Source organism: Pseudopedobacter sp. (assembly GCF_040392825.1).
Classification (GTDB): domain Bacteria; phylum Bacteroidota; class Bacteroidia; order Sphingobacteriales; family Sphingobacteriaceae; genus Pseudopedobacter.
Window position 1 is genome coordinate 1 of record NZ_JBEBVH010000088.1, and the last position, 14,185, is coordinate 14,185.

Here is a 14,185-nt window from a genome sequence, read left to right on the forward strand (position 1 = left end):
CCCATAAAATAGCTCTTTCACAATCCCTCTTATGAAAAATTCAAGAAATATTTTAGTTTTTACCTTATTGAAATTTATCCTGATAGGATCAATCGCACATGCACAAACAAAATTAGCATCGCTATTTGGCAATCAGATGGTTCTTCAACAAAATGCAGAAGTATTAATATGGGGCACCGATAAGCCTAATACTAAAATAAACTTAAAAACAAGTTGGGGCGAAAAAGCCAACACTAAAACTGACTCAAACGGTGATTGGAAAACCGCTATCAAGACCATAAAAGCTGGTGGGCCATATTCAATTACTATTAAAGGAAGTAACAATATAGAGTTACAGGATGTACTTCTGGGTGAAGTTTGGCTATGTTCTGGACAATCTAATATGGAAATGCCTTTGAGCGGCTTCCCTGGGCAACCAGTATACGGTGCGAATGAATTGATCATGAACAGCACTAATAATCAACTCCGATTATTTCATGTTAAACGTACAGCAAGTGATAAACCTCTAACCAGTTGTGAAGGGTTATGGAAAAATTCTACACCAGAAAATACTGCTAAGTTTAGTGCTGTAGCTTATACATATGGGAAAATATTACAAGAAATATTAAAAGTGCCTGTTGGTATTATTTGTAGCAGTGTAGGTGGCACTCGTGTAGAGGCCTGGACAAATAACAAAACTTTAGCTGCTAATGGATTTGATTTCCATTCTATTAAAAATTCGTCGGAAATTACTGTAAATTCACCTTCTGCATTATTTAATGCGATGATTTCCCCACTAATTCCATATACAATAAAGGGGATAATCTGGTATCAGGGAGAATCAAACCGTCATAATGCTGAACAATACAGACGATTATTCCCCGCAATGATTAACAACTGGCGTCAGGAATGGAACCTTGGTGATTTTCCTTTCTATTTTACACAAATAGCTCCATTCGATTATAAACCCGATTTTAATTCTGCATTTTTAAGAGAAGCACAGCTCCATACGTTACAAAACACTATAAATACCGGTATGGCGGTGACGATGGACATCGGAGAAAAAGACTGTATTCATCCCGCTAAAAAAACAGAAGTAGCTCAACGTTTGGCCTATTGGGCTTTGGCGAAGACCTATGGTTACAATGGCATTCAATATAGTGGACCTCTTTACAAATCAATGAAAATTACAGGTAATAAAATCGACATAGATTTTGATTTTGCTCCAAACGGAGTTTCCAGTTTCGGAAAAGAACTCGATCACTTCGAAATCGCCGGTGAAAACAGAGTTTTTAAACCTGCAAAAGCTATAATTCAAAGAGGTCAGTTAACCGTTTACAGTGATTTGGTAGATAAACCTGTCGCCGTACGTTATGGATGGAAAAACTTTGTTGAAGGTTCACTCTTTAATATTTACGGATTACCCGCTTCTTCGTTCAGAACAGACGACTGGACAGAGTAAGATGAACTTTCCACAAATAAATTTTTGTTCTTTTAACGTAGATTTTTATTGATATATTAAGCTATGGAAACCTTATCTCTAAAAAATTAAGCCAATATTTGAGAGTTATATTTCCAATTGATCGAAATAAACCAGAAACAATGGCCAACCAAATCAGTCATATATTTTGTTAAATTTGGTCAACAACCGTTCAACGAATGAAAGCCTGTTTCTTTTTTTGTATTCTGCTTTTCCGGATGCTTTTGCAACCAACATTTGCTCAGAATTTAAACAACATACCAGAAGACTTTAAATTCCAGCATTTTACATCAGCCAATGGCTTGTCACAAAGATCAGTAATGGCTATTATACAGGATAGAAAAGGATATTTATGGTTTGGTACACGAGACGGGCTTAATAAGTTTGACGGCAACAAATTCATCATTTACAGACACGATTTAAATGACACTAACAGTTTAAGCAACAATAATATTCACTCTATTTATGAAGACAGTTACGGTAATTTATGGATAGGAACACAAATTGGGCTAAATAAATATAACCCAAAAACAGACCAATTTATTCGCTACAAACATTCTGAGAAACAAAGCAATATTGCCGATCATATAGTGCGTGGCATTGTGCAAATAAACCGCGAGCTAATTTGGGCGGCTACAGACAATGGTATTATTGAGATAAACATTCATACTAATGCTATAAAACGTATTCAAAAGCAGCATACTAATGCCAATTCGTTAAGTGGTAACCAAAGTCGATATTTGCTTAAGACCAAAGAGGGAAATATATGGATATGTAATACAAGATATATTGATATTTATAATCCAACCAAAAAGACCTTCAAACGCCTGGATTACCCCAAGAAAAACAGCAATAATATCCATTTGAACGATCTCCCCACACTATATGTAGATCAAAAAAACCGAATATGGTTAGGCTACGAGCAAGGATTGGCTTTATATGATACTAAAACCAAAGGTTTCGTAGATTTCGAATTTAATGGCAAGAAGGCTATTTCAACTGCCGTTCGTAGTATATGCGAAGATCCTTCGGGTAATTTATGGATAGGAAGTTACTCAGGTCTTTATATACTGAATCCGGCACATTCCCAGTTAAAACACATCGTACATGATGAAAACAATTCAAATAGCTTAAGCCAAAACTCCATCTATAAAATTATTCGTGATTCGAGAGGAGATATGTGGTTGGGAACCTGGGCAGATGGACTGAATTATTACAACAGAGACAACGGGGCCTTTAAAAACATTTCTTTTGGTAATACCAGCAACAAACTAAATTACAGAGTAGTTAGCGGCATTGCTGAAGATGCTACAGGAAATCTATGGATAGGCACTGAAGGCGGAGGACTGAATTTTTATGATAAAGCGACAAAAAGGTTTAACTATTATAAAAACGATCCGAATAATTCAAACAGTTTAAGTGCTAACAATGTAAAATCGGTAATTATTGACCGCGATGAAAATATTTGGATTGGAATACATGACGGTGGACTAAATTTTCTGAACCCCAGAAAAAGACCTTTCGAGTTTAAGACTATCGACTTCCCTAAAAACAACAATGTGCTGTTAAAGGGCTACAAAGTTTTGACTCTTTTAGAAGATAAAAACGGAAATATCTGGATTGGTACATTAACCGGCGGGCTTATTTTTTATGACGTCAGCACAAAAATATTATCAAAAATAGACAGGGACATTAAAAGCATTATGAGTATTGTACAGACAGAAGATTCTGATGTGCTGCTTATTGGTGGGGATAATGGCCTTGAGACCATTAATATAACAACGAAAAGGAGAGAAAAAATCCCCCTTAAAAAAACAACAAAAGAAGACTCTCCCTTGTATGTAAATTGCATTTTTGTCGATAATTTCAACAATTACTGGATAGGCACAGAAGGTGAAGGCGTATACCTATACGATCCGAAGACTAAAAAAGCCAGATCATACGGTATCAAAGATGGACTACCAAACGATATTATATATGGCATTCTATCTGACAATAATGGAAATATATGGATAAGTACCAATAACGGAATCAGCCGATTAAATGTTGAATCTAACAGTATAAAAAACTATAACCAATTAGACGGTCTTCAGGGAAACGAGTTTAACTATGGTTCTTTTTATAAAACTAAAGACAGGGAGTTATTTTTTGGGGGAACAAACGGATTAACTTATTTTGATCCTAATGATATCAGGAAAAACACTTTTGTCCCCGAAATTGATATCACCAATATAGAGGTAAACAACGCTCCGTATACTAAAATTACCGACTCTGTTTTAACCATCACGCTTAAGTACAACGAGAACAATTTTAGTATCGACTTTACGGCACTAAGCTACATGCATCCCGAAAAAAATGAGTTTACTTATATATTAGAAGGCAATGACAAAGAGTGGAATTATGTTGGCAACCAAAGAAAGGCAGTATACACTAATATCAAAGAAGGGAATTATGTTTTTAGAGTAAAAGGTGCTAACAATGACGGCGTATGGAACGAAGAAGGCGACTTCATAAAAATCAAAATATTACCTGCTCCTTGGAAAACATGGTGGGCATATCTGCTTTATCTGACTTTGTTGAGTGGTATATTTCTTTATATCAGAAAATTGACCTTGCTCAGGATCAAAGAAAGAAAAGAGAAGGAAAAATCAGAACAAATTAGTCAGTTAAGATTAAGCTTATTTACAGATATATCTCATGATTTCCGTACGCCATTGACATTGATTATTGGCCCATTGGAGAAAATGATGAGCAAAAATATGGGCGACAGCTACATTCAGCAACAACATGGTATTATGCTGAAAAATTCAAAAATGTTGCTCCAGCTGGTCAATCAAATCCTTGATTTCAGAAAAAGTGAGTCGGGAAAACTAACGCTTCAGGCATCCAAAAGCAATATAGTACCCTTTGTCCAGGAAATAAAGAGGTCGTTTGATTCGTTGGCCGAAAAAAAGAATATCAACTACCAATTAGTTTCTAATAGCGAAAACATTCAGGTATGGTTTGATAAATCCAAGATGAAGAACATTCTCTTTAATCTGTTGTCTAACGCGTTTAAATTCAGCGACGACCATGGCGAAGTCACTATACATATTTCTACACTATCCAAAAAACTAAATTCGAAGCTGGTAAATTATGTTAAAATAAGCGTAGTCAATTTCGGCTACGTTATTCCTGAAGAGTACACCAACCTTATTTTCGATCAGTTTTATCAAATAGACAACCAAAAGAAAAATCTAGGATCAGGAATTGGTTTATCTTTAACAAAAAGGCTGGTAGAGCTTCATAAAGGAAAAATAACAGTTAAAAGCTCGGTAGCAGAAGGCACTCGTTTCAGCATTATATTAAGGTTGGGCAATGAACATCTTGCTGCAAATGAACGAATAGAGGAAATAGAACCTGTTGATGAAAACAATTCATTTTATATAGACACAGAATTGAACTCACTCCAACAAACCGGACAAAATCTACAATCTATAGAACCTTATCAGGATGAGCTGCAAAGCCTTTTAATTGTAGAGGATAATCTGGATCTGCAAAATTTCATCAAGAATATATTTACCAGCAAATACAATGTTTTTGTTGCTGAAAATGGAGAACAGGCCATCTTATTAGCTCAACAGAATCCTATCGAGTTGATCATCAGCGACATTCAAATGCCCGTTATGGACGGTTTCGCATTATGTAATAATATTAAAAATACACTGATGACCAGCCATATACCAGTTATACTGCTTACGGCAAAAACATCTCATATACATCAGGAAAAGGGATATCAAACAGGTGCAGATGCTTATATAACTAAACCATTCAACGCAGATATTTTGGAGGTTAGGGTAAATAACCTGTTGACGACCCGGGCAAACCTGATCCGAAAATTTAAAAAAGATGCAATTCTTGAACCTAAAGAGCTAACTGTAACCTCTCCTGATGAAATTTTCCTGGAGAAAGCGATTGCTGTTGTCGAAAAGAATATTACAAGCGAAAACTTTAATACATCGATGTTTATAGATCAGATGAATATGAGCAGAACTGTAATATACACTAAGCTAAAGGCATTAACCGGTCAAAATATCTCGACGTTTATTCGCACAATCAGATTAAAAAAAGCAGGGCAATTGATAAGCCAGACCAAGATGAATGTTTCTGAAATTGCATATCAGGTTGGTTTCAACGATCTGAAATATTTTAGGGAGTGTTTTAAAGAATTCTTTAAAGTAACTCCGTCTGAATATAAAAAGAATAATTCCAACAACAAATCACCTGCCAATTGAAGACATTTTACAGATATTGTATCATTGAAACAGCATTGGTCGTACAGTTCTAAAAGATAAAATCAATAAACCTTTTAAGATTAGTATTATGAGACCAAAGCTGCAATTACTTGTTTTTTTTCTTGCGTTATTTGCTGCCTGTAAGAAGAATGATGTAAAACCCGAAATCGAAACTATTGAACTAGGAATTACTCTGGGCAATGATACAACAGTTTCACTGTCCGCAATTCAGGAACCTTTTAGTATTATTACTTCGGATGAAAATGTAGCCACTGCAGAAAAACAAGGCGACGAGATTAAGATTACTTCTCATAAAGTTGGATATACAGAAATTAAAATTATAGATCAAAACAGCAAGGAACAGGTTTTAGTAAAAGTTTGGGTTAGCAGAGGTTTCAGTCTGCTCGAAGTTAAGTCATATGACTTTGTTATTGAGGTTTCTGATCAAAACATAAAAACAGAAATTGAAACAAAATTAAATACGAGCAATCCATTAGCTATTGGAGCACTTTATGGAATAAGTTATCTTTCTGGCTCTTCTACGCTACATGTTTTCCCTGGTGGAATTGATGGGGGAGAAATTTTGGGCGAGGTTTCTTTTGATAATAACACCAAAACAATCCACCTCTCTTACGACGATAAATCGTATCAATATCAATTGATGATTGAATATAGCCGAAGCAAAATGAATGGAAAGAATAAGATTATGGAATCTCCTATTGTACCTGCTTATTTCAGCTTTCATGAAAATTTAACAGAACAGCTTAAGGTCGAATATCCAAATACTGAAATCCGGAATGTTACGAGGATTCACCGGCTCGAGTCTTTTAAAGAATAAACCGATTCAAATTACAAAGGACGCAGAGAATATAAAGTATCTCTCTTCTTTATATTCTTTGTGTCCTTTGCAGTTATTGTAACGTGTTTTTTTTATTAAGGTAATTTATACGCCTGCCTTGCTAATAATTTCCAATTAGAACCATCTTTTGCAAAAACCAGTACAATTCCTAAATGTACTTTTCCTGGTTTACCTCCGTCAAAAGTGTCTCCATCTAAAACGTGGCGTACTACAGCTGTTTTACCTTGCACATTTATACTTTGGTTGCTTAGAGTAATGCTCTTGAAATCCGATTTCTTTGTTGCTAAAGTTTCTACGAAATCTGTTTTGCTTTCTATCTTGCCACTAGAGTGTCCATAAGTTAACTGATCTGAAGCCAGATTGTTCAACACATTTCTATCTCCGGAAATCATAGCCAAACGCATAGTTTCTACCGCTTGTTCAACTTGCTTTTCTGATTTGGATTGTGCTGATAGACTAGATACACTCATAAATACTACAACAATTAAAGTGATAACTTTTTTCATTATGTAAAGATTTAATTTTTTAGAATTTATATTTTGCAACAATAGGCATTCTGCGCCCTATTCCAAAAGATTTTGGGGAAATTCTTAAAATTGGTGGTGTTTGGAATCGTTTAAATTCAGCATTATTCACCAAATTCAGAATTCTGATTACCGTCGTTTCATCAAATCCGGCAGCAATAATTTCATCAGCACTCTTTTGCATTTCTATATACTCAAAAAGTACTTTGTCTAAAAGATCATATTCAGGTAAAGAATCAGAATCTTTCTGATCCGGTCTTAACTCTGCCGAGGGAGCTTTTTTAATTGTATTTACAGGAATAATTTCTCTTTCGCGATTAATATAATCCGCCAGTTTATAAACCTGTGTTTTATAACAGTCACCAATAACAGAGATGGCACCGCACATATCTCCGTATAAGGTTCCATAGCCGACGGCACATTCACTCTTATTACTTGTGTTTAAAAGTATATGCCCGAATTTATTGGATAAGGCCATTAATATTACCCCTCTGGATCTTGCCTGAATGTTTTCTTCAGTCAGATTCTGAGGAAGCCCTTCAAATTCTGTGGCCAAACTTTCCTCAAAAGTATCTGCAATCTTTGCTATCGGAACAGTTGTATATTTACATCCCAGGTTTTCCGCCAAATCAATAGCATCCTTTATGGAATGGTCTGAAGAATATCTGGAAGGTAATAATACAGGAAAAACATTTTCGGCTCCTAAAGCTTCTGCTGCCAAAGCACATACTACAGCAGAATCAATACCTCCAGATAATCCTAAAGTAGCTGTTTTAAAACCCGATTTTTGGAAATAATCCTTAATTCCCAAAATCAAAGCTTCATAAACCTGCGCTACAGGTTCTTTTTGCCGGGAAGACTCGCCGAGCACAATAGCACTTTTTAACTGCCCTATGTCAAATACCTGAACATCTTCTTTGAAATAAGGCAATTCAGCAACAATATCTCCTGCTTTGTCAAAAACCAGAGAACCTCCGTCAAAAATAAGATCTGTATTAGCTCCTATCTGATTTACGTATAACAGCGGTATTTGATATTTCCTGCAGTTTTGAGATAATATCATTAATCTTTGCTCCTCATGTTTATAATCAAAAGGAGAAGCAGCGATATTAATCATTAAATCTGGCTCTTCCTTTATTAACTCGTCCATAGGACAAGTCTTATACAAAGGATTATTACCTAAATTCCACAGGTCTTCGCAAATAGTTAATGCAATTTTATAGTTTTTAAATTCGATACATTTAAACTCAGACGCAGGCTCGAAATATCTGTATTCATCAAAGATATCGTAAGTAGGAAGTAAGCTTTTTCTAACAATCTGCTTTATCTCTCCTTCTTCAATAAAAAAAGCCGCATTATAAAGATCTTTTCCCTCCAATACCGGATTAATTTCCGGTGCACCAACAATACAGGCTATGCCTTTAGTATGAGATTTTATCTCTTCTAACGCCTCGGTACATTTCTTAATAAATTGATTGTAATTCAAAAAGTCATTAGGCAGGTAACCACATACACTCAATTCAGCAAATACAACTAAATCTGTCCCATTCTTCTTTTCTTTATCTAACACCTCAATAATTTTTGCTGTGTTAGACGGGAAATTACCTATATGATAGTTAAGTTGAGCTAATGCGATCTTCATAATCCTCTAATTATACTAATTGTTTATTACCACTGTTAGAAGAAAACACCCAAATTAATTCCTAAATAAGAATTCTTTAAAGTTCCGGCTCCCTTCTGGATATCTGTAAAACCATTATCAAATGTTAAGCCAGCCAATAGTCTTGTCTTACCAGAAGTACTTATTTCTGCTCCGCCACCTATAATAATAGAACCTCTGTAAAAAGATATATTTTTATAAATATCACTGTCTTCTGCAGCAATAGTGGCATCATTAGATTTTACATCTCCTTTAGCTCTTACGTTAAAAGTATTTCCTAAGCCAAATTCCCCATAAAAACGGATACTTTTATCTTCGCCCGTTAACAACTTTAATTTAGCAGGAATTTCTATGTATTGCAGCTTATAGACAGATTGCGTAACTGTTGCTCCTTCGGTTTGCTCTGTTTTGCCATTTATGGTGGTTAGTTTTAATGCAGTACTAAATGCATACGTATCTCTAAAAAGGAAATCTCCCAAAACACCATAGCTAAATCCCATTCTCAATCCGTCAGATTTAACAGCATTAATATCAGAGCGAATCCAGCCCAAAGTCGGGTGAGCAGTTAAACCTAGTTTAAAATCCGAACCTTCTCTGTATTGAGCCTTTAGATTGTTTGCGAAAAGAAATACCAGAGCAATTGTTAATAGTTTTTTCATCTCAATAGCGTTATAGTTAATCTTAAAAATATGTTTTTACAAAGCCCGTGTATTTTCCCTAAATTCGAACATTATAGTAGAATGATGATGAAAATGAGCTTTTCATATAACAGTGTCAAATTTAACTTTTTTTTCCTGATAAGCTTCATCTGCCTTTCATCTTGTAACCAGGATAAAAGAATAGATGTTGACAACATTAAAGTAGACCTGAGAATTGAACGGTTTGACAGAGATTTGGCAAAAGTAAACCCCGATAGCCTGGCAAGCCAATTACCTGTTTTAGAGAAGAAGTATGGAGCATTTTACCACGATTACTTTGGCAAGATCCTAAATCTGGGCAGCACTACAGATACAGGTTATTACCCTTTAGTAAGGCAAATTTTAACCGGAACTGCTTTTAAAGATTTACAACATGAGACAGACAGCATTTTTAAAGATCTAAAAATGGCCGAACCGTCCATTTCAGAGGCCTTTAAACACATTAAATATTATTACCCACAACAAAAAGTCCCAAAAATAGTTACTTATATCTCTGGTTTTCAAATTCAGACGCCAATTGGAGTAGATTATGTTGGAATTGGCTTAGATATGTTTTTAGGTACTCAATCTAAATTTTATCCTGCTTTGGTGGAGAGCATCCCAAGATATATCAGCAGAAGATTTACTCCGGATAATATTGCTCCCAGAATTGTGGAAGTTATTACCAGAGAAGAATTGTTTCCAGAACCGGAAACTCAAACATTACTGGACAAAATGATTTATCAGGGTAAGTCTATGTATTTTATGAAAGCAGTTCAGCCAAATCTGGCAGATAGTACAATTATAGGCTATAGCAAACAGCAAATGGACTGGGCCAAGCAATTCGAAAGTGATATTTGGGCTTATTTCTTAGAAGAAAATTTGTTGTATGAAAGCGATTACCTCAAAATTCAGAAATACCTTTCAGAAGCTCCGTTTACTCCAGGTCTTGGAAGCCACAACGATTCGGCACCAAAATTGGGTATTTACACGGGCTGGCAAATCGTAAAAAACTATATGAAGAATAATCCTGAGGTTACTTTACAGGATTTAATGAAAGACAATGATTATCAGAAGATATTGAAACGGTCAAAATACAGACCCGAACATAAACAATAAACTGGTTATGAAAATAGGACTTGTTCTTAGTGGTGGCGGAGTTAGAGGAATTGCTCACTTAGGGATTTTAAAAGCCTTAAAGGAAAAAAACATTCAAATTACTCATATAACTGGGACAAGTGCCGGAGCTATTGCTGGTGCTCTCTATGCAAACCTTGTGGACCCTTACGATGCCCTTAAAATTTTTCAGAACACCCGATTACTCCGCTTATTAAAGTTGGCTTATGGAAAACCCGCTTTATTGAATTTAGAGTCTTCGTACAAGCTATTTAAAGAATATCTACCTCACGATTCTTTTGATGAATTAAATATTCCATTAACCATTACAGCTACAAATTTCAACAATGGAAAATTAACCTATTTTCATGAGGGCGGTCAGCTCATTAGAAAAGTATTGGCTTCCTGTTGCATTCCGGGCGTATTTAATCCAATTGCAATTGATAATTATCTGTATGTAGACGGTGGTGTTTTAAATAATTTCCCCGTAGAACCACTTCTCACCGATTGTGATTATATTATAGGCTCGTCCTGTAATCATTTACCTCCAATTAAGCAGATCAGAAGTATTAAACATATTTTAGAACGTACAGCTACATTATCTGTAAACCATGATGTCGAAGAAAAAACTAAAAAAGTAGATTTGTTAATAGAACCTGAAAATCTAGGAAGTATAGGTATTTTTGAAATACAAAGAGCTGAAGAAATTTATTGGATAGCCCACGAAAGTGCACTCAAAAAAATAACCGAGGCAGGACTTACTAGTATAAAATAAAAAAGGCTTCATCGTTTGATGAAGCCTTTTCTTATATCGTCTAAAAAATTAACCTTTTAAAATTTTAAAAACACCCGAAATAGAAATTAGGGCTCCTACGAAAGTTAATACCCAACCTAATAAATCTATAACCAAAGAATGCTCTATAATTTGCTTAATATATACACCAAATAGCGTAACAAATAAACCGATAACAATTACTTTGTAGTGTGACGGGTTGTTTGCGTTTACCATGCTCATAATTCGAAAATTAGTTTTAACCATTGCAAAAATATAATTATTGTTCAATAAAACACATTTTATTTTATAATTGTAGCGATATTAAACACTTCGACGTAAAAATTAGATAAAGATTTTGCTGTTATGAAACGCCATATATTCTCATTATTACTTTTGGTTGGTATTGTCTTTGGATGTTCAAAGGAAAAAGACAATGATATCTGCGATATGGACTGTACCAGTGCCTCTGAAACATTAAAACTGAATATAGTAGAGGATGAGAGCAATGCATCTTTAATTTCGCAGAAGGATCAAAATGCCGGCCTCGAATTAAAACTTCATAGTTTACGTTTAAATAAAGATTTACCTTATTCAATAGAAAAAAGTACCAATTATATCTCTTTTCAGATTATTGGATCTGATGAAATACAGATTTGGTTAAATGGAAATCTGGAAGACACCATTAAAGTAGAAACAAAATATATACAGGGCGATTGCTGCGGTTCATTGGAAATTGTTAAATTATCCGTCAATGATGCATTAATTAGCAAGCCAACAGGCTACGTTATTGTAATAAAAAAATAATTTCTGAAAGCATTTCCCTTCGCTATTTGTTATAACTTGTACATCAAACATCTATAACTATGGCAAAATATTCAAAAAAGGCTCAGGACAAAATCGGGGACGTTATGAAGGAGTATAAAGAAGGCAAGCTCAAGTCCAGCTCCGGCGATAAAGTCACCAGCAAAAAACAGGCGGTGGCTATAGGCATTTCGGAAGCCCGGGAAAAAGGATTAAAAGTTCCCAAAAAGAAAAAATAGCACTTAGAGGAAAAGCAGAATTGTAAATAATATCTTTTTAAAATAATTATCTTTATAAGCTCTCAAAAAAAGCGATATTATAAGGAAATGCTTAAAAGGTTAAGTCATTGGTTTCTTACTTTATTTTTCTGCTTTTCATTTACCTCAGTTTTTTCTTCTGACGAATCTGAGATCTATGCCAAAAAAGGAATTCTTGATTTACGTAAGCAAGATTTTTCCCAAAACATTAAAATGAAAGGCGAATGGTTTTTCTACTGGAATAAACTTATTGACCCGTCCGATTCCTTTCCGCAGGGAGGCCTTTTAGTTGATTTTCCTTTAAAGTGGACGAATTATAAAATTCAGGGAAAGACGCTGCCCAGTTTTGGTTATGCCACTTATATGGCAAAACTTCTTCTACCTGTCGATAGCGCTGTTTATACAATTCTTGTTCCCCCTACATATTCTTCCTATAAACTTTTTATTGATAATCGCTTAGTCTCGGAAAATGGAAACGTTACTACCTCTTCGACAAATTTTATTCCGCACTGGCAAACCAAACTTGTACGTTTAAGATCCACTACAGATACTCTCATCCTAACTTTACAGGTAGCTAATTACACTCACAGTAAAGGTGGCACTATGGACCCGCTACTAATAGGCCAAAAGGAACATTTGGAGCTAAAAAAGAATAGAAGTGATGCTATTATTCTTATCTTAACAGGATGTCTTATAATGGGAGGTTTCTTCTTTCTTGCCTTGTTTTTAGTTGGCAGAAGAGACAATGCAATACTCTTTTTCGCACTCTTTTCTATTCTGTACAGTTATCGAATAATAGGAACTGAAAGCTATCTATTACATTCCTTATTTCCGGATATAAGTTGGTACATAACTATTCGACTGGAATATTTTAGTCTTTTTTCGAGTATTGGCTTATTTACTTTATATAACCGATTCCTTTTCCCTCTTGATGTAAACAGGTACGTTATTCGTACCGTTGTTATTGTCTGCATTTCTTTTTCTTTGGCTACGATATTTTTTTCACCATTCATTTTTACGCAATTAATAACACCATTTCTTTTTGTCTGCCTGTTTTGTATAACTTACACACCTTATGTTTATTTGTTAGCATATAAAAGAAACAGACCCGGATCTATTTATACCATAGCCAGTACTTTGGTTTTATTGCTAATCTTCTCTTTAACACTCTTTCGTTACTGGAGACTTATTGATCACCATCAAATTCTTAATTTTTTCGGATATATTAGTATATTTTTCCTGCAATCGCTTGCTCTTTCGCACCGTGTCTCTTTCGTTCTAAGAAGAGCAAAAAAAGAGGCCGAAATAGGGCTAATTGCCAAAAGCGAGTTTTTAAGTACAATGAGTCACGAAATCCGGACTCCGTTAAATTCCGTAATAGGAGTTACTCATCTTCTGTTAAAAAACAATCCCCGAGAAGATCAGAAAGAGCAGCTTGATATCATGTTATTCTCGGCAAACAATTTATTAGCAATTGTCAATGATATACTCGACTATAGCAAGATTGAAGCAGGTAAGATCTCTTTTGAAAATATTAAGATGGATATCACCAAACTTGCTCAAAACCTAATTGGCTCTCAACTTTCATTTGCTGATGATAAGGGAATAGATTTGCGTCTTAATTTAGATAAAAAACTAAGTCCTCACTTAAAAGGAGATCCCACAAGGTTGCACCAGATACTGAGTAACTTAGTTCATAATGCTATAAAATTCACACAAAAAGGCTTCGTAGAACTGGGTATAGAAGTTAAAAATTCAAACGATACTAAGCAGACCCTATTCT

The 14,185-nt window shown here is 34.9% G+C and carries 12 protein-coding genes; 8 read left to right on the forward strand and 4 right to left on the reverse strand.

What is annotated here, in order from left to right:
• Positions 1-31 precede the first annotated feature (31 nt).
• The 3 genes from ABWO41_RS08145 (at position 32) to ABWO41_RS08155 (ending at position 6,571) form a co-directional block, all read left to right on the forward strand.
• A complete protein-coding gene (locus tag ABWO41_RS08145) occupies positions 32-1,441 on the forward strand; it encodes a sialate O-acetylesterase (protein WP_353136208.1) in 1,410 nt (469 codons plus the stop codon).
• Positions 1,442-1,677: 236 nt separating this feature from the next.
• On the forward strand, positions 1,678-5,733 hold the full coding sequence (locus ABWO41_RS08150) for a hybrid sensor histidine kinase/response regulator transcription factor (RefSeq protein WP_353136211.1): 4,056 nt from the start codon (positions 1,678-1,680) through the stop codon (positions 5,731-5,733).
• An 88-nt stretch (positions 5,734-5,821) separates the two neighbouring features.
• Positions 5,822-6,571: a hypothetical protein gene (locus tag ABWO41_RS08155; RefSeq protein WP_353136214.1), complete on the forward strand. Its 750-nt coding sequence runs from the start codon at positions 5,822-5,824 to the stop codon at positions 6,569-6,571.
• A gap of 95 nt (positions 6,572-6,666) precedes the next feature.
• Here the strand turns inward: ABWO41_RS08155 and ABWO41_RS08160 are convergent, their stop codons facing one another.
• Genes ABWO41_RS08160 through ABWO41_RS08170 form a run of 3 tightly spaced genes read right to left on the reverse strand, consistent with a single transcriptional unit; the run spans position 6,667 to position 9,435 of the window.
• Positions 6,667-7,098 carry a nuclear transport factor 2 family protein gene (locus ABWO41_RS08160; RefSeq protein WP_353136217.1) on the reverse strand — a complete coding sequence of 144 codons (432 nt, stop codon included), beginning with the start codon at positions 7,096-7,098 and terminating at the stop codon, positions 6,667-6,669.
• 19 nt (positions 7,099-7,117) lie between these two features.
• Positions 7,118-8,758, reverse strand: a complete 1,641-nt coding sequence (locus tag ABWO41_RS08165) for an NAD+ synthase (RefSeq protein ID WP_353136220.1) — start codon at positions 8,756-8,758, stop codon at positions 7,118-7,120.
• Positions 8,759-8,793: 35 nt separating this feature from the next.
• Complete coding sequence (locus ABWO41_RS08170; RefSeq protein ID WP_353136223.1) at positions 8,794-9,435, reverse strand: porin family protein; 642 nt, start codon at positions 9,433-9,435, stop codon at positions 8,794-8,796.
• A gap of 93 nt (positions 9,436-9,528) precedes the next feature.
• Here ABWO41_RS08170 and gldB point away from each other — a divergent pair, with 93 nt between their 5' ends.
• Together gldB and ABWO41_RS08180 are read left to right on the forward strand one after the other, a co-directional pair.
• Positions 9,529-10,572, forward strand: a complete 1,044-nt coding sequence (gene gldB, locus ABWO41_RS08175) for a gliding motility lipoprotein GldB (protein ID WP_502945639.1) — start codon at positions 9,529-9,531, stop codon at positions 10,570-10,572.
• Between the two features lie 7 nt (positions 10,573-10,579).
• The gene (locus ABWO41_RS08180) at positions 10,580-11,344 is read left to right on the forward strand and encodes a patatin-like phospholipase family protein (protein ID WP_353136229.1); all 765 of its coding nucleotides are present in this window, start codon (positions 10,580-10,582) and stop codon (positions 11,342-11,344) included.
• Between the two features lie 48 nt (positions 11,345-11,392).
• On the opposite strand, the gene ABWO41_RS08185 is transcribed toward ABWO41_RS08180, so the two are convergent.
• Positions 11,393-11,584, reverse strand: coding sequence for a hypothetical protein (locus ABWO41_RS08185; protein WP_353136232.1), 192 nt, complete (start codon positions 11,582-11,584; stop codon positions 11,393-11,395).
• Positions 11,585-11,707: 123 nt separating this feature from the next.
• Here ABWO41_RS08185 and ABWO41_RS08190 point away from each other — a divergent pair, with 123 nt between their 5' ends.
• The 3 genes from ABWO41_RS08190 to ABWO41_RS08200 form a co-directional block, all read left to right on the forward strand.
• A complete protein-coding gene (locus ABWO41_RS08190) occupies positions 11,708-12,148 on the forward strand; it encodes a hypothetical protein (RefSeq protein ID WP_353136235.1) in 441 nt (146 codons plus the stop codon).
• Between the two features lie 59 nt (positions 12,149-12,207).
• Complete coding sequence (locus ABWO41_RS08195; protein WP_353136238.1) at positions 12,208-12,384, forward strand: DUF6496 domain-containing protein; 177 nt, start codon at positions 12,208-12,210, stop codon at positions 12,382-12,384.
• 87 nt (positions 12,385-12,471) lie between these two features.
• The coding region (locus tag ABWO41_RS08200) for a 7TM-DISM domain-containing protein (RefSeq protein ID WP_353136241.1) at positions 12,472-14,185 on the forward strand (1,714 nt) is incomplete at its 3' end.